This window comes from Streptomyces sp. NPDC023838, assembly GCF_040639555.1.
Lineage (GTDB): Bacteria > Actinomycetota > Actinomycetes > Streptomycetales > Streptomycetaceae > Streptomyces.
Window position 1 is genome coordinate 17,741 of the sequence record NZ_JBFAAD010000029.1, and the last position, 23,647, is coordinate 41,387.

The window sequence follows — 23,647 nt, forward strand, 5'->3', positions numbered from 1 at the left end:
AAGTTCCCAAAAGCGGAATCGTACGGAGCAATCGCGCCGCGCACCAAACCGCGGGTTCGCGGGCCGCCGGTCAGCCGCGCGCCGGCGGCCGGTCGAAGACGCAGTCGCCGCACAGTCCCGCGCCCGGGCAGCGGTAGTAGAGACAGCAGCTGCGGCGCCGGAAGGCGGGGCCGGGGAGCAGGGTGCCGGTGCCCGCCAGGTCGGGGTGGGCGAAGAGCTCGGCGCCGAGCTCAAGGGCCCGCCGGGCGGCGTCGGGGCGGCCGTTGCGGCGCGCCCAGCGGTGCAGCTCGCGGACGGCCCCGGCGAGCGCGGAGCCCGCGTTCCCCCACAGCAGGCCGGGCGAGACGGGGGTGTCGCGGCGGAAGGCCTCGGCGAGCGGGACGAGGTGTCCGTGCTGAACGCTCTCGCGGATCCGCTCGGCGGTGCCGGGCAGCGCCCGGACCCCGTCGAGCACCAGGTCGTCGGGGGCGCTGCGGCCGCCGTCCCAGGACAGGGCGCGCGGATCGAGGTCGGGCAGCTCGCCGTGGAGCACGGCGGAGCCGAGGGAGATCGACCAGAGCCGGGCGACGAGTCCCAGGTGGGCGATGGAGGCGGCGGTGCGGCGGTCCGGTGCATGCAGGGCGGCCGCGACGGTGTCGATCCGGGCCGCCAGCGGGCCGCCCTCACCCGCGTAGAGCCGCGCCAGCGGGCGGTGCCCGCCGTCGGCCGGTCCGGTGCGCAGCGCGAAGAACCCGCCCACCGAGGCCACCGCGGCCAGATCCACCACTCGCCCCCCCTTTGTCTCCGCCCATGGGTGCGGCCCTGGGAAGACCTGACGTACCCGCGCGAGGATCGACGTAATTCTTGCAGATTTTCGATCGCACACACTTGCGACTACTACGGGACACCCTTAGTGGTACGGGTGGCCGAAATTCTCCCAGCACACCGCCCCCCACCAGCTGTTGTACCGAATGTCCGATGTATGGACGACTTCTGGAGTAGCCGCGTACTCCTATGGCAGTACGTGTCAATGCGGTCTCAAGGACGACGACGGAAGGCGATTCGCGAGAGATCGTGGATGCATGAGTGCCCTTGCCCTGTCCGTGCTGCTCTCCCTGATCTCCGCCGTCGCCTACGCGGCCGCGGCGATCGTCCAGGAGCGCGTGGCCGCGGCCACCCCCGACAGCACCTACCTCCGCCAAGGCGCCTGGTGGGCCTCCGTGGCGCTCAACGGGCTCGGCGCCCTCCTGCACGTCGTGGCACTCGCGTGCGGGCCGCTCACCCTCGTCCAGCCGCTGGGCGCGCTGACCATAGTCTTCGCGCTGCCGATGGCCGCCGTCTTCGTCCGCCGCAAGGCGGGCGCGGCGGCCTGGCGCGGCGCGGTCATGGCGACGGCGGGCCTCGCCGGGCTGCTCGCCCTCACCACCGACGCGGACGCCGACTCGGTCGGCGGCGGCCAGCGGCTGCTCCTCGCGGCGGCCACCTTCGGCGGGATGACGGTGCTCTTCCTCGCCTCGCGCGCGGTGCACGGGCCGGTGGTGCGCAGCGTGCTGCTCGCCGCCGCGGCCGGTGTCTCCTTCGGCATGGCGTCGGTCTTCACCAAGCTGGTGGCCGAGGACTGGGACGCGGGCCTCCAGCTCACCGAGGTGCCGAGCCTGCTGGCCATAGCGGTGCTCGCCGCCGCCGGTCTGCTGCTCTCCCAGGCCTCCTACCGGGGCGCCGGGCTCGCGGCGCCGCTGGCGACCGTCACCGTCATCAACCCGGTGGTCGCGGCGACCGTCGGGCTCACGCTCTTCGGCGAGGAGTTCCGTTACGGGACGGCCGGACTGGTCTTCGCCCTCGCCAGCGGCGTGGTGGCGGCGGGCGGTCTGATCCTGCTCACCACCGAGCGGCTCGGCGCGGCCTCACGCCGCTCACGCACCGCCGAGCGCAAGACGCTGCCGGGCATCCCGGCGCCCGGCCAGAGCGCCGAGAGCACCGACGCCGGTCAGAGGCTGACGCCGCCCGCCCTGAGGTAGGCCAGCGGGTCGATGTCCGACCCGTACGCGGGCCCGGTGCGGATCTCGAAGTGCAGATGCGGCCCGGTGGCGTTGCCGGTGGAGCCGGAACGGCCGATGCGCTGGCCCGAGTTGACCTGCTGTCCGGCCCGTACGTTCACCGCCGAGAGATGGCCGTACTGGCTGTACTTGCCGTCCGCGTGCCGGATCACCACCTGGTAGCCGTAGCTGCCGCCCCAGCCCGCCTCGACGACCTTGCCGGTGGCCACGGCCCGTACCGAAGTGCCGGTGGACACCGGGAAGTCGACGCCCGTGTGGTAGCCGCTCGCCCAGGACGAACCGGCCTTGTGGTACGGGGTGCTGGGGCCGGCGTCGACGGGCGCGGTGAATCCGGCGGCCTTGTGGGTGACCGGGGTGGGCGCGGGCTTGTGCGGCGCGGTTTTGTGCGGGGCGGGCTTGTGCGGCGCGGTGGGCTTGGTCGGCTGCTGCTTGGCGGGCGGGTGCGTCGGCGCCGGGCGGGCCTTCGGCGGGGCCGCCGTGTCCGGCAGGGCAAGCCGCTGGCCGGGCAGGATCAGGTCCGGGTTCGGGCCGACGACCTCGCGGTTGACGGTGTACAGCTCGTGCCAGCCGCCCCTGACGTGCTCGGTGTGCGCGATCCGGGAGAGCGAGTCGCCGCGCACGACCGTGTAGCCCTCGCGCTTGCCGGGGGCCTTGGTGGGGTCGGTCTGCGGCGTGGCCTTCTTGGCCGCCTTCTTCGGCGCGGGCGCGGGCGCGTGGTGCGGCTTCGGCGCCGTGGTGGAGTGGGCGGAGGCCGGGTGTACGGAGGCGGGATGCGCGGAAGCCTGGTGTGCGGAGGCGGGATGCGCGGCGCCCCGGGTCAGCCCCGCCTCGCCCGAGCAGACCGGCCAGGCGCCCGGCCCCTGGGCCTCCAGCACCTTCTCCGCGACGGCTATCTGCTCGCTCCTGGAGGCGAGGTCCGCGCGCGGGGCGTACTGCCGTCCGCCGTAGGCCACCCAGGTCGACTGGCTGAACTGGAGCCCGCCGTAGTAGCCGTTGCCGGTGTTGATCTTCCAGTTGTCGGTGGACTCGCACGCCGCGACCTTGTCCCAGACATCCAGCGAGGCGGCGTGCGCGGCGCCCGCGCCTATCAGGGGCAGGGCCATGCCCGCCCCACCCGCCGTCACCGTCAGCGAGGCCCGGTTGATACGGCTCGGCTGATACCGGCGGTGCCGCCCGCGTACGGACATGGGTCCCCCTCGAAGGCATCGGGAGCCGCCAAAGTAGGGGCTCTGAACGGACCGTGACAAGAGTGCGTACCCACCCTTCGAAGGAATGCCGGCCGACTCGCGCGGCTTGGACTCTTCCGTAGGGTTGATCGAGCAGCGCACCCGAGGATTCGAGGAGCAGAGCCATGAGTGGAACAGCCCAGATCGGCGTGACCGGACTCGCCGTCATGGGGCGCAACCTCGCCCGCAACTTCGCGCGCAACGGCCTCACGGTGGCGGTGCACAACCGGACGGCGGCCAAGACCCGGGCGCTGGTGGAGGAGTTCGGCGAGGAGGGGCGGTTCGTCCCCGCCGAGACGCCCGAGGAGTTCGTGGCCGCGCTGGAGCGGCCGCGCAGGCTGGTCGTCATGGTGAAGGCGGGCGAGCCGACGGACGCGGTGATCGAGGAGTTCGCCCCGCTGCTCGAAGAGGGCGACGTCATCATCGACGGCGGCAACGCGCACTTCGAGGACACGCGCCGGCGCGAGCGCGAGCTGCGCGAGCGCGGCATCCACTTCGTGGGCGCGGGCGTATCGGGCGGCGAGGAGGGCGCGCTGCACGGCCCGAGCATCATGCCGGGCGGCTCGGCGGAGTCGTACGAGTCGCTGGGCCCGCTCCTGGAGAAGATCGCGGCGAAGGCGCCGGACGGCACCCCGTGTGTCACCCACGTCGGCCCGGACGGGGCCGGTCACTTCGTCAAGATGGTGCACAACGGCATCGAGTACGCCGACATGCAGCTCATCGCCGAGGCCTACCACCTGCTGCGCACGGTCGCCGGGTACTCCCCCGCCAAGATCGCGGAAACGTTCCGGGGCTGGAACACCGGCCGCCTCGACTCGTATCTGATCGAGATCACGGCCGAGGTGCTCGCCCACGAGGACGCGGCGACCGGCAAGCCGTTCGTCGACGTCGTCCAGGACCGGGCCGAGCAGAAGGGCACCGGGCGCTGGACCGTGCAGATCGCCCTCGACCTCGGGGTGCCGGTGTCCGGCATCGCCGAGGCGGTGTTCGCGCGCTCCCTCTCCGGCCACGCGGACCTGCGCGAGGCGTCCCGCGCGCTCGCCGGGCCCGTGCCCGAGCCGCTCGACGAGAAGGCGGCCGAAGCGTTCGCCGCCCAGGTGGAGCAGGCGCTGTACGCGTCGAAGATCGTGTCGTACACCCAGGGCTTCCACCAGATCCGGGCGGGCAGCGAGCAGTACGAGTGGGGCGTGGACCTCGGCTCGGTGGCCGCGATCTGGCGCGCCGGATGCATCATCCGGGCGGCGTTCCTGGACCGGATCCGGGCCGCGTACGACGCCGAGCCCGAGCTGGTGAGCCTGCTCGCGGACAAGCGGTTCGGCGAGGAGATCGGGGCGGCGCAGGAGGACTGGCGCGCGGTGATCGTGGCGGCGGCCCGCCAGGGTGTGCCGGTGCCGGGCTTCTCGGCGGCGCTCGCGTACTACGACGCGCTGCGGGCCGAGCGGCTGCCGGCGGCGCTCACGCAGGGGCAGCGAGACTTCTTCGGGGCGCACACCTATCGCCGGGTGGACCGCGAGGGCTCGTTCCACACGCTCTGGGGCGGCGACCGCACGGAGGTCGAGGCGGGCTGAGCGGCGGGGCGCGGCCCGAGAAGCGGCCCGAGCGCGGTCCGAGAAGCGGCCCGAGCGCGGTCCGGGGGCGGGATGCCCCCGGGCCGCGCTCGTTCACACCAGCTTCGCCGCCGCCTCCAGGCCGAGGCGCGGGCTGGACAGCACCGGGATCTTCGACGGGACCAGTTGCGCGCCCGGGGTCATGGAGGCCTGGGCGAGGACGATGACGTCCGCGTCCTCGACCTCCTCGATGGCCTCGGCCACCGCCCACGCGTAGCCCTCCAGGTCGCCCTTCTCGAATCGGCGCCAGGCGTCGTCCACCAGGACCGGCCGCAACGAGACCTCACGGCCCGCCGCGGCGGCCTCCTCGTGGAGCAGCTCTCCGGTCGGGCGCAGGGTGGCCTCCAGCGCGGCGAGGACCGTGATGCGGGAGCCGTACGCGACCGCCGCGGCGGCCATCGGACGGTCCACCCGCAGGACGGGCACGCCGAGTTCGGCCCCGGCCGCCTCCGCGACGGCGCCGATCGTCGAGCACGTGCACAGCACCGCGGTCGCGCCCTCGGCCGCGGCCTCGGAGATGACCTCCTTGGTGGCTTCGGCGGCTCCGGCCGAGCCGAGCCCGCGGGCCCGGCCGAGCAGTTCCTCGTACACCAGGTGGCGCAGTTCGAGACCCGGGTGGTTCTCGTCACGCAGGGCGTTGAAGACCGGCACGTGCACCATCGAGGTGTGGAGCAGCGCGAGGGGACTCATCAGGGCCTCGGGTTCTTCGCGGGCCGCGCCTCGGCGGGGCTCACGAGGGTGTCGGGGGCGGGGGCGCCGGCCATGGTGTCTCTCCCGGATCAGGTCTGGGGAACGGCGACGGGGCTCGAAGGGACGGGTACGGGCGCGACGGCCTGCGGACTGCGGCGCTGGTCGGTGCCGGGCACCGGCGCCGAGGCGTCGTCGCCGAGGTCGACGATGCGGTTGTCCGCGTCGACGTGGACCACGCTCGGGCGCAGGGTGCGCGCCTCGGCGTCGTCGACCTGGGCGTAGCTGATGAGGATCACCAGGTCGCCGGGGTGGACCAGGTGGGCGGCGGCGCCGTTGATGCCGATGACGCCGGAGCCCCGCTCGCCCTCGATGACGTAGGTCTCCAGGCGGGCGCCGTTGTCGATGTCGACGATGTGGACGAGCTCGCCGGGCAGCAGATCGGCGGCTTCCATCAGCTCGGCGTCGACCGTTACCGACCCCACGTAGTGGAGGTCGGCCTGGGTCACGGTGGCTCGGTGGATCTTGGACTTGAACATGGTGCGCAGCACAGCGTCACTCCCTGCCGTACAAAGGGTCGCGCCCCCGGTCGGGGTACGCGCCGTCGCCGAACAGGGTACGACCTCGGTGCGCCGCACGGGCCCGCGGCCTGCTCCTCGATCTCAACAGCCGCGCGAGTTGAATGCCCCGGGCCCCTGCCGTCGGGGACGGGTGGGGCCGCGGCCTACGCGGTCGTCCCGGCCTCGGGTGACGCGTCGGCCTCCGCCCGCTCGCCCTCGGACTCGCCGGCGTCCTGGTCCTGTGCACGCCGGCCCACGACCACGGCGGCCGCCGCGGCGCTGCTGAGGAAGGCCAGAGCGACCGTCCACGGCCGGTCCAGGACGTGGCCGGAGGCGTGGTCGAGGGAGTAGCGACCGGCCCCGGCGACACCGATCGCGGCGGCGGTGAAGCCGAGGAACGCCGGGTACTCGAAGCCGCCGCCCTGGGCGAAGAACCCGGCCGGGGCGTGCACGGAGACCGCGCCCGCCATCGCTCCGGCGGCCGCCGCCCCGGCGGCCGGGGTGGCGAGGCCGAGGGCCAGGAGCGCGCCCCCGCCCGCCTCGCCGAGCCCCGCGGCCACCGCGCTCTGCCTGCCGGGGCGGAAGCCCATGTGCTCCATCGCGGCGGCCGTGCCCTCGATCCCGCCGCCGCCGAACCAGCCGAGGAGCTTCTGGGTGCCGTGCGCCACGAGGACGGCGCCCGTGCCCACCCGCAGGACCAGGAGTCCGAGGTCCCGTCGGTTGATGCATGTCATGGCTGCCTCCCGTGGTGGCCGTTCGTGGCGTGGCACGCCGTCAGGGGCGTACGGGATCCACTCTCCGGGGCGGCGGGGGCCGGGCCTCAGCGTTGCTGGGCCGTACGGGTCAGCCGTCGCGCGGGTTCCCCCACGCGCGGGAAGGCTCAGTCCTCGCCCTGGGCCGTCTCGATGCCGCCGTGCAGATCGGCGGCGGCCTCGACCGCCGAGACCGCGGAGGCGCAGAGGCAGGCGACCAGCGCGGCCGCAATCAGCCGGGCGCCGCGCGAGCGGAGCGGGGCGGCGGCCGGACGGCGGTCCAGGAGCGCGGCGACGCGGCGCGGCACGGGCCCGGCGACGGCCGCGAGGGCGGCACGCGGTCGTGTTCCGGGGGCCGAGCGGGCGGCGAGGGCGGCCCGGCCGATGGCGCGGGCGGCGAGCCCGCGGTCGCCCACGGCCCCGGCGGCGGCCTCGTCGGCGCAGCGCTCCAGGGCGTACTCGAGGGGCGCGCGCAGCGAGCGGAGCGAGGGGTGCAACTGCGCGGCGAGTTCGGCCGCGGCGAGGAAGAGGTGGTGGCGGCCGCGCAGATGGGCGCGCTCATGGGCGAACAGCGCCTCGCGCTCGGCCGGGTCGAGGGCGCGGAGCATGCCGGTGGTCACGACGATGCGGCCGGGGCGGCCGGGCAGCGCGTAGGCGTACGGGCAGGGGTCGCGCACCACCGCGAGCTCACCGGTGGAGGGCGCGAGGCGGCGGCGGGCGGCGCGCACCTCGCCGATCTGGCGGCGTGCGGTACGGATCAGCGCGAGGCCGCAGAGGGCGAGCAGGACGGCGGCCACGCAGGCGGCGGGTAGGGCGACGGCGTCGGGCACCTCGTCGAGCGGGGTCACCAGATGGCCGAGGGCCGCGACGAACGGGAGCCGCAGGGCGCCCGCGGCGGCGAGCAGTCCGAGGGCGGCCGCCGAGCAGACGGCGAGGCCGACCGAGACAGCGGTGAGCAGCCGGGCGGCGGGCCTGGGCGGCAGGGCGTCGGCGAGCCGGCGCGCCGCCGGGACGGCGAGGAACGGCACGAGCAGCGGAATCCACACCGCGAAGATCATCCCCGGTCACCCCCGGCCGGGTCGCGGCGCGAGGGGGCCCGGTCGTGGGCCGCGGGGGCCCCGCCGTGAGCCGAGGGGGCCCCGTCGGGGGCGGAGGGGGCCCCGCCGTGAGCCGAGGGGGCCCCGTCGGAGGCCGAGGGGGTCCCGTCGGGGGCCGAGGGAACCTGGCCGTAGCGGCCGTAGCCCGTGGTGGCCCGGTCGTGGCCCGAAGGAGCCTGGCCGTAACCCGTGGTGGCCCGGTCGTCGGATATCTCCTCGCCGGACGCCCCCGCCTCCCCGTCGAGCAGGGTCCGCAGCAGTCGCTCGTCCTCGTCGCTGAGCTGGGAGACGAAGCGGGCGAGGACCGTGGAGCGGTCCTCCTCCTTGGCGAGTTCGGTGTGCATGCGGCGGGCCGTGAGGCCCGGGGAGTCCTCGGTGGGGGTGTAGGCGAAGCCCCGGCCCGAGCGGCCCCGGGTGACGGCGCCCTTCTCGTAGAGCCGGGTGAGGATCGTCGTCACCGTGGTGCGGGCCAGGCTGCCGCCGAGCGCGCCCTGGACCTCGCCGGGCGTGAGCGGGCCTTCGGCGGCCCACAGCGCCGCGAGGACGCCCGCCTCCAGCTCGCCGGCGGGCCGCCGCGCGTCGCCGCCGGTACGGCCCCCCGTAGGGCCGCCGAAGGGGCCGGACCCGTCCACGACGCCCATGGGAACGATCCTCCTCGATCTTTCGTCTACAGTTCTGTAGACCGTCTACATCACTGTAGTCAGTCGGGCTGGGCGCTGCTCGCGGCCCGCAGACCATTATGGGAGGGGCCCACCGTCATGGCCGTACCCCTGTTCGCCGCCTCACCGCAGGCCGTGAACGTGCTGGACGCGGGCTCGCTGCTCTCGGCGTTCGGCGCGATCGGCATCGCCGTCGTGCTGTTCGCCGAGACCGGACTGCTCGTCGGCTTCTTCCTGCCCGGCGACTCACTGCTGTTCACCGCCGGGCTGCTGTGCGTGCCGGGCGGCGACGGGCCGGTGTCGCTCTCCCTGCCGCAGGTCCTGCTCGCCTCGGTGACGGGCGCGCTCGTCGGAGCTCAGGTGGGGTACTGGATCGGCCGCCGCGGCGGCCGCGCGCTGCTGGCCCGCGCCAAGTCCCGCAAGCTACACGAGGGCGCGGCCCGCGCGGAGGAGCTGCTCGCCAAGTACGGCCACGCGAAGGCGATCGTCCTGGCCCGCTTCGTGCCGATCGTCCGGACCGTGCTCAACCCCCTCGCAGGCGTGCTCGGCGTCCCGGCCGGGGTCTTCGCGCTCTGGCAGGTCGTCGGCGGCACGGTGTGGACGTGCGGCCTGGTCCTCGGCGGGTACGCGCTGGGCTCGTCCATCCCGAACGTCGACCGCTATCTGCTGCCGCTCGTGGCGCTGGTCGTGGCCGTCTCGCTGCTCCCGATCGCCCTGGAAATCCTGCGCGCCCGCCGCGCCCGCACCACCGAGGACGCCCACTGATGCACTTCGACAACGGGTGGTACACCTGGGTCACCGAGCTCGCCCAGGACACGCCCGGCCCCGTCGACACGGCCGTCCGGCTCTGGTCGGACTACGGCCTCGGGCTCTTCGCGGTCCTGATGGTCCTCGCCTGGTGGCGGGCCCGGCCGGCGGGCGGCGCCCGGCTCGCCATGGCGCTGGCCGCGCCGCTCGTCGTGGTCGCCGCCTTCGCCGTCAACGACCTGTTCAAGTCGGGCGTCCATGAACAACGGCCCTGCCGGACCCTGCACGTGGTGACCGTGGAGGCCTGTCCGCCGCTGGGCGACTGGTCCTTCCCCAGCAACCACGCGGCGATCGCGGCCGCGGCCGCCGTGGCCCTCCTGCTGGCCGACCGGCTCCTCGGCGCGATCGCCGTGCCCGCCGCGCTGCTGATGGCCGCCTCCCGGGTCTGGATCGGCGCGCACTATCCGCACGACGTCCTGGCCGGCCTGGCCGTGGGCGCGGTGGCCGCGCTGGTCCTCACCCTGCTCGCGCGCCGGGCCGCGCCGCTGGTGGACCGGCTCGGCGAGACCCGGCTGCGCCCGCTGGTGGCCGCCCGATGACGAGGGCCCGGCGCGTCGGGGCCGCGGTGTGCCTGCTGCTGTTCGTCCTGCTCACGGTGGCTGTCGCCGTACGGGACGGGGCACCGCTGCCCGGCGACCGGGCCTCGCACGCCTGGGCGTTGGACCACCGGCCGCCGGTGGCGCAGGCGGTGGCCCGCGCGGTCACGGCCACCGGCACCGGGGCGCTCCCCTACCTGCTCGCCGTCGGCGCCGGGCTGCTGGCCGGCCGGGACGCCCGCCAGCGCCTGTGCGCGGCCGCCAGCGCGCTCGCGATCCTCGCCCTGGGCCAGGCCGTGCGGTACGGAGTGATGGCCGCCGTCGCCCGGCCCCGCCCCGCGATGGCCGACTGGGCCACGCACGCCTCCGGCCACTCCTTCCCCTCCGGCCACACCACCACCGCGGCGCTGACGGCCGGGCTCCTGGTGTGGGGCGTGACCGCGCACTCCCGCTCGGCCTCCGCACGCCTCGCCGCCGGGCTGATCCTGCTGTGGGGCGCGGCGGTCGGCCTCTCGCGCGTCTACCTCGGGGTGCACTGGCTGACCGACGTGCTCGGGGGCTGGCTGTTCGCGGCGGTGTGGCTGACGCTCGGCACGCTGGTGACGGCGCGGCACGTACCGGCGGAGATACGGCAGGAGGAGCCGGTGCACCGCGCCTGAGGGGGCGCGCCGGGCACGCGGGGCGCGGCCATGTTCTCCCGTAACGCTCAGCAGGCCGCCATACAGGCCGCGCAGTAGCGGTCGGCGTCGGAGAGGTCCGGGTCCGGCGGGACCGCCGCCTCCGGGCGGCCGAGGGTGCGGCCGCACATCGTCCTCGGCTCGTCGGCGCTCATGACGTGCCAGAGCAGGGCGGCCCGGCCCGCCGCCCCGGCCCCGCCGGGGTCCCGCTCGGCTCTCATCTCGTGCACGACAGCGTCCCTTTCGTTCAGGTTCGTTTTCGTTCGGGGTCGTTTCGGTTCGGAGTCGTTTCGGTTCGGAGTCGTCTTCGTTCGGGGGTGATGTCATTCGGGGGGTTCGTCCCGGGGTGTTTTCGTTCGGGTCGCCGAAAGGGGGTTCACGCGGTCTTGAAGTACGCGTTCCAGCCGCCCGGCGGGGCCTGGCCGACGCCCAGCGCACGCAGCTTGTCCAGCACCCGGGGGTCCTGGACGTCGAGCCAGTCCACGAACTGGCGGAAGGACACCAGCCGTACGTCCTTCTTCCCGGCCATCCCCTTGAGCGCCTCCTCGACGGCGTCCATGTAGATGCCGCCGTTCCACACCTCGAAGTGGTTGCCGATGTAGAACGGCGCCCGGTTGGTCTCGTACGCGCGCTGGAACCCTGCGAGATAGGCCCGGGTCGCCTGCTCCCGCCAGTCGGGATAGCGCGACGGCATGCCCCGGGTGGTGTTCTTCGACTGGTTGGCGAGGATGTTGTAGTCCATCGACAGCACCTCGAAGGAGTGCCCCGGGAAGGGCACGCCCTGGAGCGGCAGGTCCCAGATGCCCTGGCGCTTCTCGGGCCACACCTGGCGCCCGCCGGGCGAGGAGGCGTCGTAACGCCAGCCGAGCTGCCGGGCGGTGGGCAGCAGGTTGTCCTGCCCGAGCAGACACGGCGTCCGGCCGCCGGTCAGCTCCTTGCGGTAGTCGAAGGGCAGCGGTTCGAGGTCGTGCCAGCCGGTGTTGGTCCGCCACTCGGTAACGAAGGAGACGGCCTGCTCAATCTCACTGCGCCACTGGCCGGGCGACCAGTTGGCCACCGACCCGGAGCCGCCGCAGAAGTGCCCGTTGAAATGCGTCCCGATCTCGTGGCCGTCGTACCACGCCTCGCTCACGCATTTGAGTGTCTCGCGCACATGTGCGTCGGTCAGATAGCCGATGTCGGAGGCGCCGACCGGATTGTTCGGCGGCCGGTACCGCGACTTGCGCGATTCGGGCAGGAGATAGATCCCGGAGAGGAAGAACGTCATCGACGCGCCGTGATCGCGGGCGAGCTCCAGGAAACGCGGGAAGAGCCCGTTGCCGACTTCTCCGGCGCCGTCCCAGGAGAAGATCACGAACTGCGGCGGGGTCTCGCCCGGTTCGAGCGGCAGGGGCTTCGCGGGCTGGTGCGGCTGACGGCCGGTATCGGCTGTCGAACCGTCACCGATCAGTTTGACCTGGGATTTTACCGGTGCATTAGGCGCCGCCGGATGACCTGGCCCGTTGCCCGGCGGATGCGGTCGCCCAGAAGTGCCCGGCCGGCCTTCCGTACCGCAGCCGGCGACTCCGGCCGCCGCGACGGCGCCAAGTCCGGCCCCGAGCACTCCCCTTCGGGTGATCTCGCGCATCGCCTCTCCCCTCAGTCGTCCGGCGGACTCTTGATGTGTAGAGATATGTAGTGATGTGTAGACCGGGAGAGTTCTGAATTAACCCGATAGCCGATAACCGCCTCAGAGTACGACGCGTTCAACGCCTTTCACGGTAAACACAGAGGGGCCGCACCGGATTTCTGCAGGACCGGTTCGTGGACGGTGGGTGACGGCCGGGCCCGCCCACCGGGAAGATGTGGGCCATGCAGGCAACTTCGCACACGGGCTCGCGGCGTGCGCCGACCGCGTCCCGGCTCTCGTTCCGTACCGGCGACCTCGACGAGGCGCGCCAGGTGATCGGTGAGACGTACTACGCCAACTCCATCGCCGTACTGGACCGCGAGCACCGCCTCGACGCCGCCTTCGACGTGGTGCAGCTCGGGCCGCTGACCCTGGGGGACATGCGGTGGGGCACCGATGTGCACTTGCGCTTCGGTGACTTGGGGGCGTACCACGTCGACATCCCCCTCTCGGGAGAGCTCGTCTGGCGGCAGGGGACGCGGACGCCCGCCACCGCGAACGCCCGGCGCGCGGCCGTCTTCCACCCCGTGGGCGAGCCGACCCTGGAGCGGTGGAACCGGGACTGCCGCCTCCTCGCCGTCAAGATCTGCACCCAGGACCTGCTCGGCCGTCTGGAGATCCTGCTGGACCGCTCGGTCCCCACTGGGATGCGGCTGGCGCCCGAACTCGACATCAGCCAGGGGCCGGGCCTGAGCTGGGCGCGCCTGGTCGCCCTGGCCGTCCGGGAGATGGACAACGAGCACGGGGCCCTCTCCCAGCCGCTGATGGCAGCCCAGCTCCAGGACGCCCTGCTCACGGGGCTGCTCCTGGCCACCGGACACCGCTACCGCGAGGAGCTCGACAAGCCGGTCAGGGCCGGGCTGCCCGGCCCGGTCAAGCGGGTCGTGGACGCGATACACGCCCATCCCGAGCGCCCGTTCACCACCACCGAGCTCGCCGGCATCGGCCAAGTCGGCGTCCGCTGGCTCCAGGAGGGCTTCCGCCGCCATGTGGGCATGTCCCCCATGGCGTATCTGCGCGACATCCGCATGACCCGCGTCCACGCGGAGCTGCGCCAGGCCGACCCCGCCCAACTGACCGTCGGAGAGGCGGCCTACCGCTGGGGCTTCACCCACCTGGGCCGCTTCGCGGACAGCTACCGCACCCGCTTCGGCGAACTCCCCTCCCAGACCCTGGGAACCCCCTGACCGGCCCACCCTCGCCCAAGGCTGCGCGAAACGGCCACGCATCCCGGATCGGCCCGCACGGATCCCGGCGATACGTTGTCATCACCGTGCCCGGGATCCGGCACGGCGTCGGCGCCGTAGTCGACGGCAGCACGCGGGCTGTTCCTGGGCCAGATCAGCTCCCCCCGCTGAGCCGGGGACAGCCCGCGTCCGTCGCTCCCGGCGGTACGGCTCAGCGCCGTACGGCGTGGTCTCCCGGCCGTGCCCGCAATCCGTCGACGAGCGCCCGCAGCGCGTCGCCGTCGGCCGCCGTGCCGTACAGGCAGAAGCCGGAGCCGGGCCCCGAAAACACTCGAGGCCGTATCGGAGGTTTCCGATACGGCCTCAGACTCGCGTCCACGTAAGTCGGGACGACAGGATGTGAACCTGCGACCCCTTGACCCCCAGATGGCTGGGTCGGAGGAAAGACGGTGACATACGACTGAAACTGACACTCCCCCGCGCGATTGCCTGGGGCGATGCGTTCGGGCGGAGTGGCACTATCGGGTGTGCTGGGTGATGGCGAACAGAGCGCCGGTGGGATCGCGTAGGACCACGTCTCCGTTGGAGTCCTGGCGAACTTCGGTTGCGCCGAGCTGCAGGGCCTGCTTGGCGTCGGTATCGGGTCTGTTGCTGGCGAAACTGACCAGCCAGAGTGATCGTTGTGCCGTTGGTTTCCCCGGCGGCGGGCCGGTGGCGGCGATGGAGTTGTCCGGCAGCCGGAACTCGGTGTGCTGGGGGTCGACGTTCCAGTGCAGAGCCGGTCGGTAGAAGGCGGCGGCATGCGCGGGGTGGTCGGTGAGCAGGCTGATGCCGGCGAAGGTGCCCGGTTCGTGTGTCAGCTGCATACCGGTATGGGTGCCCGGCTGCCAGAGTGACAGGGGTGCGCCGACGGGGTCGAGGGTGACGGCGGCGTGGCCGAACGTCCCGACCTGGGTGGGTGGCACGATGATCTGGGCGCCCAGGTCTGTGAAGCGGCCGGCGGTGGCTTGGATGTCCGACACTGTGACGTTGATCGTCCAGTAGGGTGCGCCGGCGTCCTCGGCCGGCCCCAGGGCGGCGACGAGGTGTCCGCGCAGTGTGCAGAGCCTGTAGCCATGGGAGTCCGGTCGGGCGACGGCCCAACCGAACAGCGTGGTGTAGAACGCCGTCGCCGTCTCCATGTCGGGGGTGCCGAGGTCGATCCAGCTCACGCTGTTCTCGGGGTGCCGCGTGACGTTCATCGAGATGACTTTCCGTTGAGGCCGCCTCGCCCCGACAGGGGAGCGAGGCGGCGTCCAGGGCTGACTCCGCGGCGGCCTGCGGTGTCAGGTGTAGTAGGGCGAGTTCAGGTCGATGCTGGCGTCTTTGACGATGTCGCCGTCGAAGAGTCGCGTCGTGGCCGGGGCGCCGGCCCGGCGGGCCTCTTCGGCGAAGGGGCCCTGAGCGAAGGCCAGGGCATTCTCGGCGCTGTCGAACTCGTAGAAACCGCCGACGGTGTGGGTGCCGATCCCGGACAGCCACGTCTTGCGGATCAGACCCGGCGCAGTCTTCAGGGCCGCGTTGACCTGGTGCCAGTCGAACTGCTCGAACGGCACTGCCGCCTGGATCTCGGTGTAAAGAAACGTCTTGCCCATCACGAACCTCCGGTTTCGGGGCCTGTCCAGCCCACCTACTAGTACGTGCGTCCTAGTAAGGGGAGCATGAAGTAGGATGGCCGTACTAGTCAAGGGGGTGCGATGGCCGCGGACACGAAGTCCCGCATGATCAGCGCAGCGATCGGACTGCTGCAACGCCGCGGCTTGGCCGCGATGTCCTTCACCGACGTCCTGACCGAGAGCGGTGCCGCGCGCGGGGCGATCTATCACCATTTCCCGGGCGGCAAACACCAACTCGCGCTTGAAGCCGCTCGCCGCAACGCGGAGGACGTCCGCGGTCACCTGCACGCACTGCCGGCCCGCACGCCCCGCGAAGTCGTGGAGGCGTTCGTCGGCAACGTCCGCCCCGTGGTGCAGGCGTCCGCCGGGGGCGGCGGCTGCGCGATCGCGGCGGTCACCGTCGACGGCGGTGCAGCCATTGCCGACCAGAGCAGCCTGCATGCGGTCGCAGCCGAAGCGTTCACCGGCTGGGTCGGCGAGCTCACCGGAAAACTCACTCAGGCCGGAATGAGCTCATCCCAGGCCGCCGATCTGGCCACCCTCATGATCGTCACACTCGAAGGCGCCCACATCCTGTGTCGCGCCGCGGGCAGCATCGCGCCTTTCGACAGAGCCGCCGCAGCCCTCATCTCCACCCTCGCGAGCCCGGGCTGACCTGGCGGCAGAGCACGACAACCTGGCACGCTGCAACGATCACGCTTCTGTCATGGCATGAACGTCATGGCATGAACAGGGTCGTGCGGGTTGGGTGTTGTTGTGACGCGATGTCGGGTGCGAGCTGCCATTTCTCCACACGCCCGATGTCGTCGGAAATGCCGCAGGGCGGCGGGCGGCCTTGCCCTGGTCCGCCTTCGCTGACCCGGGCGCGCGGGTCTGGGGCAGGAACAGCGGACTCAGTGGTGACCGTCTCCTTCGTGTCAACTCATCGGCTTCGCGGTCGTCGTGCATCCTGCCGGCGACGTCGGCACGCGCTGCCACTTCGGACGCAGGGTGGCGGGTGGGTTACGGCCGGGTCGCGGCTGTCACAACTGATGTCGTCGGACGCTTGAGAGGCGATCACGCCCTCCGCCCGGCGGTGCCTGCGGCACCTCGGCGTCTTCGGCGTCTTCGGCGAGCCAGCTCGGTCGCGCGGGCGGCTTCGGCAGATCGGGATCGGGATCCGTCCACTCGTTTCCCCAGGCGGCCAAGGCTGCGAGCACCGGCACCAAGGCGCATCCCTGTTCAGTGAGGAGGTACTCGAAGCGGGCGGGTTTGAGGCTGTACTGCGTGCGCCTGAGGACGCCGGAGGCAGTCAGCTCCGTCAGTCGTCGGGCGAGCGTGTTCTCGCTCATCCGCAACCGATCGCGGAATTCGTCGAACCGGCGGGCTCCGGCGAGGGCTTCACGCACCACCAGGAGCGCCCATCGTTCGCCGACCACGTCCAGCGCTCGGGCGGCGGGACAGTTGTCGAGGGCGAGGGTCGAGCGCATGCCCTCAGCCTAGCGGCTTCCATGTTGGAAGTGAACTGCTAGCCTCCCATTACTTCCATCGTGGAAGCCGCTGGGGAAAGGTGCTTCCAGATGCAGAGACTGCGTCAGGCCGGTATCGAGGTTGCCCGTGGGGTGTTCCGTTTCGGAGACGGCCACGTCAACTGGTACGTCATCGAGCAGGAGGGCGCCCTGACCGTAGTGGACGGCGGTATGCCCAGCCACTGGCCCGCGCTGATGGACTGGCTGACGAAGCGGGGGCAAGGTCTGGACGCCGTTCGGGCCATCGTGCTCACCCACGGACACGCCGATCACCTGGGCATCGTCCGCCGGCTCTCCGACGCCACCGGCCGGCCGGTGTCCATACACCCGGACGACGAGGCGCTGGCCAAAGGCGCCCGGCTCCACACACCACCCCGCCGTATTCGGCGAAACCTGTGGAAGCCTCACGTCTTCGCACTCAACCTGAACTGGGCACGCGCGGGCCTGTTTACCGTCCCGCCCATCCTGCACGCCGAGTGCTACACCGATGGGCAGCGTCTCGACGTACCGGGATCGCCTCGGGCGATCCACACTCCCGGCCACACTCCAGGGAGCAGCTGCCTGCTGCTCGCCGACCGAGACGTCCTGATTACGGGAGACGCCCTGGTGACCCTCGACGTCGTCACCGGCCGACGTGGCCTGGGAATCATGCCCGGCACCCTCAACGACGACCCCGAACAGGCATGGGACAGCCTGACCGCTCTGGCCGGAATCACAGCCACGACGCTGCTCCCCGGCCACGGCGAGCCCTACGCGGAAGGCGTGCCCACAGCTCTCGCCGCGGCCCGTCGACACGGCATCGACTGGAGGACGCCGGCCGCAGGCGCACACGGCCACACCCATTGACCGCGGCCCGTCCGATCGAACGCACTCGGCGGTGCCGCGACCGCCGTCGGCGGTTCCGGTTGCGACTTGTCCCTGAAACCGGATTCAACCCTGGTGAGAGGCAGCACGGCAGGGCACGCGGTGAGTACGTCTGGTTCTGGGTGGGCTCTCTTTCTCCATGGTCGGTCACGACGGCGCCCTGTCCGGCTTCGCCGTCAGCAGGCGGCCGACGGGCGGATCTTCAGCCGTCGACGACAGGTTTCCAGCGACACGCTGAAGATGCCGAACGTGAAGAAATCGCCATCAGCTCGGTGCTCGTCGTCCTCACCTGGTCGCCGACAGCGAACACGGCACGTGGGGCTTCGCCGTCGACGTCCCCACCCCTGACCACCGCCGCACCACGGTGCGCCGGGGGCGGATTCTCCACCCAGGACACAGCCGAGCAGGCCCTGGGCCGCTTCCTCGAAGGCGAAGCCGGCGGATACAACGCCGACCCGAACCAGACCGTCGCCGCCTACCTGAACACGTGGCTCGAAGCGAAGGCCCTTGTACTGAAGCCCACCACCATGGCCCGCTACCGCGACTATGTCCGCAACGACCTCATCCCGGCCTTCGGCAACCTCAAGCTCGACCAACTCGCCCACCGGCACATCTACGCCTACGTCACCTCTACAGCCACCTCACCCAACAGGCAGCACGCGAAGCCGTCGACACCATCGACCACACCCTCACCGGAGCCGAGCAAGCCCGCAACCAAACGGACCGTCCGGCGTGGCTGCGACCACCAGGCGACGACCTCCACCGGCTCCGCGAGGCTGTGCGCCGACTCCGCTCCCCGCGCCACCAGCCTTCAGCGCTACGGCCGACCAGCCCCAGACCGGACGCGCGACCACGCTGCGACCATCATGGCCCCGGACACACAAAAGGCCGCCCTCTCATCAGCGAGAGAACGGCCTCCGACCTGCGCGAAGCAGAGTCGGGACGACAGGATTTGAACCTGCGACCCCTTGACCCCCAGTCAAGTGCGCTACCAAGCTGCGCCACGTCCCGGTGCCCGTCTGACCTGGGGTTTCCCCTGGCCGGTCGTGCATGAGAACCATACCTCACTCACGGCCGTGATCCGGTACGGGGCGTGGCGCCGGGTGACAATGGGCGCATGGAGACTTCTTCGCGCCGGGACCGGGACGCCGAGGGACGGGCGCGCAACGCGCGGCCCAGGGACGGGCTCGGGCGGCCGCTGCCGTACGGGGCACCCGGAGTGGAGCGGCAGCCGGAGGGCGTGGTGCGCTCCCCGGACGAGACCGTGCGGGAGGCGCAGCGGCTGCTCGACGCGGGGATGCCGTTCCACGCGCACGAGGTGTTCGAGGACGCGTGGAAGTCGGGGCCGGAGAGCGAGCGCGAGCTGTGGCGGGGGCTCGCCCAGCTCTCCGTCGGGCTCACCCACGCCGCGCGCGGCAACGCGAAGGGCGGCGCCACGCTGCTCGCGCGGGGCGCCGACTCCTTGGGGCGGTATGTAGGGATTCCGCTGTACGGGATCGACCTGGGCGGGCTGATGGCGTGGGCGCGGGGGCTGGCGGAGCGGCTGCCGGGGCCGGTGGACGCGCGGGCCGAGGCCCCGAGGCTCACGGGCTGAACCAGACCCCGGGCGTCCGAGGAGGCCCATTGGGCCGGCGACCTCTGGTTCCACTCCGAGGGCCCCCGCTGTCCCGGAAACCAACCCGAAGCGCGTCGGCTCAGCCGCTGACCAGGACCACTTCCAGCGTGCGGGGCCCGTGCACCCCCTCCACCCGGTCCAGCTCGATGTCGCTCGTCGCGGACGGGCCCGAGATCCAGGTCAGGGGGCGCGTGGGGTCCAGGCGCGCCATCGCGCGCGGCACCGACGCCACGACCTGTTCCGGCGCCCGCACCACGCAGATGTGGTGGTCGGGGACGAGGGTGATACGGCGTCGGCCCTGGTCGGGGCCGCCGTCCAGGACGATCGTGCCCGTCTCGGCGATGGCGAGGGCGCACCCGGTGACGACGCTGTCCACGGCGTCCAGTTCGGCCGCGGTGGACTCCGCGCGGTCCCGCACGCGTACGGGACCGGCCTCGCCCAGCCACTCGGCGGGCAGCCCGGGCGGGACCAGCACCGTGGCCGAGCCGCGCTCGGCGAGCAGCCGCGCCAGCAGCGCCGGCAGCCCTTCGGCGTCCGTGCGGTGCACGATCGCGCGGTACTCGGCGAGGTTCTCGTGCAGCAGGTCGAGTACGGCGGCGGGGTCCTCCGGGATGTGGACGCTCAGGTAGTCGCGGCTGACCTCGGGGGCCTCGCGGGCGTCGGCCACGGCCGTGCGGACGCGGGCCAGGATGCGCTCGCGGGAGCTTCGGCCCGTGGCGTCGTCCGTACGCGAAACGGCGTCCGTCATCGGCCCCGCCCCTTCCACCAGTCGCGGAACGACTCCTGCGGCAGCTCCGGCAGCGCGCGGCTGTCCGTCCAGGCTCCGGCGCCCGGCACCTTCTTCGGGTGCAGTCGGCGCGTCCGGGTCGCCGCGCGTTCGGCCGCCGCCATCACTCCCGGCCGGTCCATCGCCCAACTCGCCGCCTTCATCGCCGCCTTCTCCAGGCGGTGCCCCTTGCCGCCCCGGTCCGCCACGCGCTCGCGCAGATGGACCAGCACCTCGGGGATGTCGATCGCGACCGGGCACACCTCGTAACACGCCCCGCAGAGCGACGAGGCGTATGGCAGCGAGGCGTCGATCTCGCTGGTGGTGCCCCGCAGTTGGGGGCTGAGGATGGCGCCGATGGGGCCGGGGTAGACCGAGCCGTACGCATGGCCGCCGGCCCGTTCGTACACCGGGCAGACGTTGAGGCAGGCCGAGCAGCGGATGCAGCGCAGCGCCTGGCGGCCCACCTCGTCGGCGAGCGTGTCGGTGCGGCCGTTGTCGAGCAGGACAAGGTGGAAGGCCGAGGGTCCGTCGCCGTCCGCGGTGCCCGTCCACATGGTGGTGTACGGGTTCATCCGCTCGGCCGTGGAGGAGCGCGGCAGGGTCTGCAGGAAGACCTCCAGGTCCCGCCAGGTGGGGATCACCTTCTCGATGCCGACGACGGAGATCAGCGTCTCGGGGAGGGTCAGGCACATCCGGCCGTTGCCCTCGGACTCCAGGACGACGAGGGTGCCGGTCTCGGCGACCATGAAGTTCGCGCCGGAGACGCCGACCTTGGCGCGCAGGAACTTCTCCCGCAGGTGCAGCCGCGCCGCCTCGGCCAGCTCGGCCGGGCTGTCTGTCAGGCCGCCCGGAGCAGGGCGGCCCCATCTCCCCATCTCCTCACGGAAGATGTCCCGGATCTCACCCCGGTTGCGGTGGATCGCGGGGACCAGGATGTGGGACGGACGGTCGTGGCCGAGCTGCACGATCAGTTCGGCGAGGTCGGTCTCGTACGCGGAGATGCCCTCGGCGGCGAGCGCCTCGTTGAGGCCGATCTCCTGTGTGGCCATCGACTTGACCTTGACGACCTCGCGTTCGCCGGTGGCCTTGACCAGGTCCGCGACGATGCGGTTGGCCTCGTCGGCGTCGGCGGCCCAGTGGACGGTGCCCCCGGCCCGTACGACGGACTCCTCCAACTGCATCAGATACCGGTCGAGATGGCGCAGGGTGTGGTCCTTGATCTGTCGGCCCGCCTCGCGCAGCTGTTGCCAGTCGGAGAGCTCGGCGACCGCTTTGGCGCGTTTGTCGCGGATGGTGTGGGTGGCGTGCCGGAGGTTGGCGCGCAGGGTCGCGTCGTGGACGGCGCCCTTGGCCGCCACCGGGAAGGACGGCATACCGACGAAGGTGGCACTCATACGTAGGGCTCCGCTTCCGTACTGGCCAGGATCTCGGCGAGGTGCAGGGCGCGCAGGGAGTCGCCCCGGCGGCGCAGGATACCGCCGAGGTGCATCAGACAGGAGCTGTCGGCACCGCAGAGCACCTCGGCGCCGGTGGTGAGCGCGCTGTTCACCTTGTCGGTGCCCATCGCCGCCGACACGTCCGGGTTCTTGAGGGCGAAGGTGCCGCCGAAGCCGCAGCACTCCTCGGCGCCGGGCAGTTCGCGCAGCTCCAGGCCCTTGACGGCCTCCAGGAGCCGGCGCGGCCGCTCCCCCAGACCCAGCATGCGCAGACCGTGACAGGAGGGGTGATAGGTGACGGTGTGCGGGAAGTACGCGCCGACGTCCGTGACGCCGAGCACGTCGACGAGGAACTCCGACAGCTCGTACACGCGCGGGACGAGCGATCTCGCGATCCCGCCGAGCTCGCTGCCCCGGCCCTCGGCCGCCGCCTTGCGGGCGATGCGGGGGTAGTTGTCGCGGACCATCGCCGCGCAGGAGCCCGACGGGGTGACCACGTGGTCGTACCCCTCGAACACGGTTCCCATCCGGCGCACCAGCGGCTCGGTCTCGCGGCGGTAGCCGGTGTTGAACTGGGCCTGTCCGCAGCACGTCTGACCAGGCGGGAAGTCGACCTCGACGCCGAGGCGTTCGAGGAGTCTCACCGTCGCGATGCCCGTGGCCGGGTACACCGCGTCGTTGACGCAGGTGACGAAGAGTGCGACACGCATGGTCGGAGGATAGGCGGTGGTTCCCGGCGCCGGTAGGCCTCGCTGTTCGCGCCGTCGCAGGGATGCGGCAGACTCGGGGCCGTGAGAAAGATCTATGTGATCGGCATCGGGGCGGGCGACCCCGACCATCTGACGCTCCAGGCCGTCAAGGCGCTGAACAAGGCGGATGCCTTCTTCATCATGGAGAAGGGCGAGGAGAAGTCCGATCTGACCCGGCTGCGCAGGGACATTCTCGACGCGCATGTGACGGGCCGCCCGTACCGGCTCGTCGAGGCGCGCGACCCCGAGCGCGACCGCAAGACATCGGACTACTCACCGGCCGTCGACGACTGGCGGCGCCGCCGGGCCGACCTCTACGAGCGGTTCATCGTGGAGGATCTGGCCGAGGACGAGTGCGGGGCGTTCCTGGTGTGGGGCGATCCGTCGCTGTACGACTCCACGCTCGGCATCCTGGAGGAGATCCTGGAGCGGGGCTCGGTGGAGTTCGCCTACGAGGTGGTGCCGGGCATCAGCAGCGTCTCGGCGCTGCTCGCCAGGCACCGGACGGGCCTGAACCGGGTGGCCCGGCCCGTGCAGATCACCACGGGACGGCGGCTCGCGGAGGGCTGGCCCGAGGACGTCGACGACGTGGTGGTGATGCTGGACGCGCGCCAGGCCTTCACGCGCCACCTCGACCAGGACCTGTACATCTACTGGGGCGCGTACGTCGGCACGCCGGACGAGATCCTGGTGCAGGGGCGGCTGTCGGACGTCTCCGACCGCATCGAGGAACTCCGGGCGCGGGCGCGGGAGCGCAAGGGGTGGATCATGGATACGTATCTGCTGCGGCGGGGCTGAGCAGCGCGAGCACGGTGTCCACGTCGGGGGCGGTACGCACCCCGGCGGGCGGGTCGGGCCGCCGCACCACCACGACCGGCAGCCCGAGCTCGCGGGCGGCGGTGAGCTTGGCGGCGGTGGCGGGGCCGCCGCTGTCCTTGGTGACGAGCACGTCGATGCGGTGCTCGCGCAGGAGTGCGCGCTCGCCGTCGATGGTGAACGGGCCTCTGTCGAGGAGGACTTGACAGGCGTGCGGGGTCGGGGGGTCGGGCTCCTCCACCGAGCGTATGAGGAACCAGAGGTCGTGGGCCTCGCCCTGCGGGACGAAGGCGTGCAGACCCAGGCGGCCGGTGGTGAGGAAGACGCGGCGGCCGAGGGTGGGCAGCAGGGCGGCGGCTTCGTCGAGGGTGCGCACGCTGTGCCAGCGGTCGCCGGGGATGGGGGTCCAGCCGGGGCGCCGCAGGGCGATGAGCTGGATGCCGGTGCGGCGGGCGGCCTCGGCGGCGTTCTCGCTGATGCGGGTGGCGAAGGGGTGGGTGGCGTCGAGCAGTGCGGTGACGTGGTGCTCGCGCATCCAGCGGGCCAGGCCGTCGGGGCCGCCGAAGCCTCCGGTGCGGAGGTCGCCCGGGAGGGGCTTGGGCTCGCGCACGCGGCCGGCGAGGGATGTGGTCACGCGCATGCCGGTCGCGGTGAGCGCGGTGGCCAGGGCTCGGGCCTCGGTGGTGCCGGCGAGGATGAGGGCGTGCATGTGGCTGAGGATAGTTGCCTCCCCCA

26 protein-coding genes, 1 tRNA gene and 1 pseudogene are annotated in these 23,647 nt (G+C 72.3%); 11 read left to right on the plus strand and 17 right to left on the minus strand.

Annotated elements, in window-relative coordinates; genetic code table 11:
* Positions 1–70 precede the first annotated feature (70 nt).
* Positions 71–763, minus strand: a complete 693-nt coding sequence (locus AB0G17_RS28275; protein ID WP_361388950.1) for a (2Fe-2S)-binding protein — start codon at positions 761–763, stop codon at positions 71–73.
* 298 nt (positions 764–1,061) lie between these two features.
* Between AB0G17_RS28275 and AB0G17_RS28280 the strand changes: the two genes are divergently transcribed.
* Entirely contained in the window at positions 1,062–1,997 is a 936-nt protein-coding gene (locus AB0G17_RS28280; RefSeq protein ID WP_361388752.1) for a DMT family transporter, read from the plus strand.
* Here AB0G17_RS28280 and AB0G17_RS28285 read toward each other — a convergent pair.
* Positions 1,967–3,223 carry a transglycosylase family protein gene (locus AB0G17_RS28285; RefSeq protein ID WP_361388755.1) on the minus strand — a complete coding sequence of 419 codons (1,257 nt, stop codon included), beginning with the start codon at positions 3,221–3,223 and terminating at the stop codon, positions 1,967–1,969. The genes AB0G17_RS28280 and AB0G17_RS28285 overlap by 31 nt on opposite strands.
* 164 nt (positions 3,224–3,387) lie before the next feature.
* On the opposite strand from AB0G17_RS28285, the gene gndA reads away from it, so the two are divergent.
* Complete coding sequence (gene gndA / locus AB0G17_RS28290) at positions 3,388–4,830, plus strand: NADP-dependent phosphogluconate dehydrogenase (protein WP_361388758.1); 1,443 nt, start codon at positions 3,388–3,390, stop codon at positions 4,828–4,830.
* A 93-nt stretch (positions 4,831–4,923) separates the two neighbouring features.
* Here gndA and AB0G17_RS28295 read toward each other — a convergent pair whose 3' ends face one another.
* From AB0G17_RS28295 to AB0G17_RS28315, 5 genes and pseudogenes are all read right to left on the minus strand, one after another.
* Complete coding sequence (locus tag AB0G17_RS28295; RefSeq protein WP_361388761.1) at positions 4,924–5,559, minus strand: aspartate/glutamate racemase family protein; 636 nt, start codon at positions 5,557–5,559, stop codon at positions 4,924–4,926.
* A gap of 89 nt (positions 5,560–5,648) precedes the next feature.
* Entirely contained in the window at positions 5,649–6,107 is a 459-nt protein-coding gene (gene panD / locus AB0G17_RS28300) for an aspartate 1-decarboxylase (RefSeq protein WP_361388764.1), read from the minus strand.
* A gap of 173 nt (positions 6,108–6,280) precedes the next feature.
* A complete protein-coding gene (locus AB0G17_RS28305; RefSeq protein ID WP_361388767.1) occupies positions 6,281–6,850 on the minus strand; it encodes a DoxX family membrane protein in 570 nt (189 codons plus the stop codon).
* A 146-nt stretch (positions 6,851–6,996) separates the two neighbouring features.
* Positions 6,997–7,926, minus strand: coding sequence for a M56 family metallopeptidase (locus AB0G17_RS28310; RefSeq protein WP_361388770.1), 930 nt, complete (start codon positions 7,924–7,926; stop codon positions 6,997–6,999).
* Positions 7,927–8,198: 272 nt separating this feature from the next.
* Positions 8,199–8,606 (minus strand): annotated as a pseudogene (locus tag AB0G17_RS28315) (BlaI/MecI/CopY family transcriptional regulator); the annotation flags it as partial.
* A gap of 117 nt (positions 8,607–8,723) precedes the next feature.
* Here AB0G17_RS28315 and AB0G17_RS28320 point away from each other — a divergent pair.
* From AB0G17_RS28320 to AB0G17_RS28330, 3 genes are read left to right on the plus strand one after another with little or no spacing between them, the layout of a single operon-like run.
* Positions 8,724–9,389, plus strand: coding sequence for a DedA family protein (locus tag AB0G17_RS28320; protein WP_361388773.1), 666 nt, complete (start codon positions 8,724–8,726; stop codon positions 9,387–9,389).
* Positions 9,389–9,970, plus strand: a complete 582-nt coding sequence (locus AB0G17_RS28325; RefSeq protein WP_361388776.1) for a phosphatase PAP2 family protein — start codon at positions 9,389–9,391, stop codon at positions 9,968–9,970. Before AB0G17_RS28320 ends, AB0G17_RS28325 begins: the two co-directional genes overlap by 1 nt.
* Entirely contained in the window at positions 9,967–10,626 is a 660-nt protein-coding gene (locus AB0G17_RS28330) for a phosphatase PAP2 family protein (RefSeq protein WP_361388779.1), read from the plus strand. Before AB0G17_RS28325 ends, AB0G17_RS28330 begins: the two co-directional genes overlap by 4 nt.
* Before the next feature lie 47 nt (positions 10,627–10,673).
* Here the strand turns inward: AB0G17_RS28330 and AB0G17_RS28335 are convergent, their stop codons facing one another.
* Complete coding sequence (locus tag AB0G17_RS28335; RefSeq protein ID WP_361388782.1) at positions 10,674–10,874, minus strand: hypothetical protein; 201 nt, start codon at positions 10,872–10,874, stop codon at positions 10,674–10,676.
* A gap of 146 nt (positions 10,875–11,020) precedes the next feature.
* A complete protein-coding gene (locus AB0G17_RS28340) occupies positions 11,021–12,271 on the minus strand; it encodes a hypothetical protein (RefSeq protein WP_361388785.1) in 1,251 nt (416 codons plus the stop codon).
* A gap of 224 nt (positions 12,272–12,495) precedes the next feature.
* Here AB0G17_RS28340 and AB0G17_RS28345 point away from each other — a divergent pair, with 224 nt between their 5' ends.
* The gene (locus AB0G17_RS28345) at positions 12,496–13,500 is read left to right on the plus strand and encodes an AraC family transcriptional regulator (RefSeq protein ID WP_361388788.1); all 1,005 of its coding nucleotides are present in this window, start codon (positions 12,496–12,498) and stop codon (positions 13,498–13,500) included.
* Between the two features lie 518 nt (positions 13,501–14,018).
* On the opposite strand, the gene AB0G17_RS28350 is transcribed toward AB0G17_RS28345, so the two are convergent.
* Both AB0G17_RS28350 and AB0G17_RS28355 read right to left on the minus strand, forming a co-directional pair.
* Positions 14,019–14,741, minus strand: a complete 723-nt coding sequence (locus AB0G17_RS28350) for a VOC family protein (RefSeq protein ID WP_361388791.1) — start codon at positions 14,739–14,741, stop codon at positions 14,019–14,021.
* Positions 14,742–14,825: 84 nt separating this feature from the next.
* Positions 14,826–15,134: a hypothetical protein gene (locus AB0G17_RS28355; RefSeq protein ID WP_266661825.1), complete on the minus strand. Its 309-nt coding sequence runs from the start codon at positions 15,132–15,134 to the stop codon at positions 14,826–14,828.
* A 102-nt stretch (positions 15,135–15,236) separates the two neighbouring features.
* Here AB0G17_RS28355 and AB0G17_RS28360 point away from each other — a divergent pair, with 102 nt between their 5' ends.
* Complete coding sequence (locus AB0G17_RS28360) at positions 15,237–15,809, plus strand: TetR/AcrR family transcriptional regulator (RefSeq protein WP_361388794.1); 573 nt, start codon at positions 15,237–15,239, stop codon at positions 15,807–15,809.
* A 368-nt stretch (positions 15,810–16,177) separates the two neighbouring features.
* On the opposite strand, the gene AB0G17_RS28365 is transcribed toward AB0G17_RS28360, so the two are convergent.
* On the minus strand, positions 16,178–16,624 hold the full coding sequence (locus AB0G17_RS28365; protein WP_361388797.1) for a helix-turn-helix domain-containing protein: 447 nt from the start codon (positions 16,622–16,624) through the stop codon (positions 16,178–16,180).
* Between the two features lie 60 nt (positions 16,625–16,684).
* On the opposite strand from AB0G17_RS28365, the gene AB0G17_RS28370 reads away from it, so the two are divergent.
* Positions 16,685–17,509, plus strand: a complete 825-nt coding sequence (locus tag AB0G17_RS28370; protein WP_361388800.1) for an MBL fold metallo-hydrolase — start codon at positions 16,685–16,687, stop codon at positions 17,507–17,509.
* 290 nt (positions 17,510–17,799) lie between these two features.
* Positions 17,800–18,483, plus strand: coding sequence for an N-terminal phage integrase SAM-like domain-containing protein (locus tag AB0G17_RS28375; RefSeq protein ID WP_361388803.1), 684 nt, complete (start codon positions 17,800–17,802; stop codon positions 18,481–18,483).
* On the opposite strand, the gene AB0G17_RS28380 is transcribed toward AB0G17_RS28375, so the two are convergent.
* Positions 18,465–18,538 (minus strand) — tRNA-Pro (locus AB0G17_RS28380). The genes AB0G17_RS28375 and AB0G17_RS28380 overlap by 19 nt on opposite strands.
* A gap of 106 nt (positions 18,539–18,644) precedes the next feature.
* On the opposite strand from AB0G17_RS28380, the gene AB0G17_RS28385 reads away from it, so the two are divergent.
* Positions 18,645–19,121 carry a DUF309 domain-containing protein gene (locus AB0G17_RS28385; protein ID WP_361388805.1) on the plus strand — a complete coding sequence of 159 codons (477 nt, stop codon included), beginning with the start codon at positions 18,645–18,647 and terminating at the stop codon, positions 19,119–19,121.
* Between the two features lie 100 nt (positions 19,122–19,221).
* Here the strand turns inward: AB0G17_RS28385 and AB0G17_RS28390 are convergent, their stop codons facing one another.
* From AB0G17_RS28390 to AB0G17_RS28400, 3 genes are read right to left on the minus strand one after another with little or no spacing between them, the layout of a single operon-like run.
* A complete protein-coding gene (locus AB0G17_RS28390; RefSeq protein WP_361388808.1) occupies positions 19,222–19,890 on the minus strand; it encodes an LUD domain-containing protein in 669 nt (222 codons plus the stop codon).
* Positions 19,887–21,305: a LutB/LldF family L-lactate oxidation iron-sulfur protein gene (locus tag AB0G17_RS28395; protein WP_361388811.1), complete on the minus strand. Its 1,419-nt coding sequence runs from the start codon at positions 21,303–21,305 to the stop codon at positions 19,887–19,889. Before AB0G17_RS28395 ends, AB0G17_RS28390 begins: the two co-directional genes overlap by 4 nt.
* Positions 21,302–22,057 carry a (Fe-S)-binding protein gene (locus tag AB0G17_RS28400; RefSeq protein WP_361388814.1) on the minus strand — a complete coding sequence of 252 codons (756 nt, stop codon included), beginning with the start codon at positions 22,055–22,057 and terminating at the stop codon, positions 21,302–21,304. Before AB0G17_RS28400 ends, AB0G17_RS28395 begins: the two co-directional genes overlap by 4 nt.
* An 81-nt stretch (positions 22,058–22,138) precedes the next feature.
* On the opposite strand from AB0G17_RS28400, the gene cobF reads away from it, so the two are divergent.
* Complete coding sequence (gene cobF / locus AB0G17_RS28405; RefSeq protein WP_361388817.1) at positions 22,139–22,894, plus strand: precorrin-6A synthase (deacetylating); 756 nt, start codon at positions 22,139–22,141, stop codon at positions 22,892–22,894.
* On the opposite strand, the gene AB0G17_RS28410 is transcribed toward cobF, so the two are convergent.
* Positions 22,863–23,621 carry a cobalt-precorrin-6A reductase gene (locus AB0G17_RS28410; protein WP_361388820.1) on the minus strand — a complete coding sequence of 253 codons (759 nt, stop codon included), beginning with the start codon at positions 23,619–23,621 and terminating at the stop codon, positions 22,863–22,865. The genes cobF and AB0G17_RS28410 overlap by 32 nt on opposite strands.
* Between the last annotated feature and the right edge of the window lie 26 nt (positions 23,622–23,647).

Excerpts from the sequence above, each read along its gene's own strand:
- AB0G17_RS28320 (WP_361388773.1), top strand. The coding sequence starts at position 8,724 with ATGGCCGTACCCCTGTTCGCCGCCTCACCGCAGGCCGTGAACGTGCTG.
- AB0G17_RS28340 (WP_361388785.1), bottom strand. The coding sequence starts at position 12,271 with ATGCGCGAGATCACCCGAAGGGGAGTGCTCGGGGCCGGACTTGGCGCC.
- AB0G17_RS28355 (WP_266661825.1), bottom strand. The coding sequence starts at position 15,134 with ATGGGCAAGACGTTTCTTTACACCGAGATCCAGGCGGCAGTGCCGTTC.
- AB0G17_RS28280 (WP_361388752.1), top strand. The coding sequence starts at position 1,062 with ATGAGTGCCCTTGCCCTGTCCGTGCTGCTCTCCCTGATCTCCGCCGTC.
- AB0G17_RS28365 (WP_361388797.1), bottom strand. The coding sequence starts at position 16,624 with ATGCGCTCGACCCTCGCCCTCGACAACTGTCCCGCCGCCCGAGCGCTG.
- AB0G17_RS28385 (WP_361388805.1), top strand. The coding sequence starts at position 18,645 with ATGGAGACTTCTTCGCGCCGGGACCGGGACGCCGAGGGACGGGCGCGC.
- AB0G17_RS28305 (WP_361388767.1), bottom strand. The coding sequence starts at position 6,850 with ATGACATGCATCAACCGACGGGACCTCGGACTCCTGGTCCTGCGGGTG.
- AB0G17_RS28410 (WP_361388820.1), bottom strand. The coding sequence starts at position 23,621 with ATGCACGCCCTCATCCTCGCCGGCACCACCGAGGCCCGAGCCCTGGCC.
- AB0G17_RS28295 (WP_361388761.1), bottom strand. The coding sequence starts at position 5,559 with ATGAGTCCCCTCGCGCTGCTCCACACCTCGATGGTGCACGTGCCGGTC.
- AB0G17_RS28345 (WP_361388788.1), top strand. The coding sequence starts at position 12,496 with ATGCAGGCAACTTCGCACACGGGCTCGCGGCGTGCGCCGACCGCGTCC.
- AB0G17_RS28360 (WP_361388794.1), top strand. The coding sequence starts at position 15,237 with ATGGCCGCGGACACGAAGTCCCGCATGATCAGCGCAGCGATCGGACTG.
- AB0G17_RS28400 (WP_361388814.1), bottom strand. The coding sequence starts at position 22,057 with ATGCGTGTCGCACTCTTCGTCACCTGCGTCAACGACGCGGTGTACCCG.
- AB0G17_RS28325 (WP_361388776.1), top strand. The coding sequence starts at position 9,389 with ATGCACTTCGACAACGGGTGGTACACCTGGGTCACCGAGCTCGCCCAG.
- AB0G17_RS28330 (WP_361388779.1), top strand. The coding sequence starts at position 9,967 with ATGACGAGGGCCCGGCGCGTCGGGGCCGCGGTGTGCCTGCTGCTGTTC.
- AB0G17_RS28390 (WP_361388808.1), bottom strand. The coding sequence starts at position 19,890 with ATGACGGACGCCGTTTCGCGTACGGACGACGCCACGGGCCGAAGCTCC.
- AB0G17_RS28395 (WP_361388811.1), bottom strand. The coding sequence starts at position 21,305 with ATGAGTGCCACCTTCGTCGGTATGCCGTCCTTCCCGGTGGCGGCCAAG.
- AB0G17_RS28350 (WP_361388791.1), bottom strand. The coding sequence starts at position 14,741 with ATGAACGTCACGCGGCACCCCGAGAACAGCGTGAGCTGGATCGACCTC.
- gndA (WP_361388758.1), top strand. The coding sequence starts at position 3,388 with ATGAGTGGAACAGCCCAGATCGGCGTGACCGGACTCGCCGTCATGGGG.
- AB0G17_RS28285 (WP_361388755.1), bottom strand. The coding sequence starts at position 3,223 with ATGTCCGTACGCGGGCGGCACCGCCGGTATCAGCCGAGCCGTATCAAC.
- AB0G17_RS28310 (WP_361388770.1), bottom strand. The coding sequence starts at position 7,926 with ATGATCTTCGCGGTGTGGATTCCGCTGCTCGTGCCGTTCCTCGCCGTC.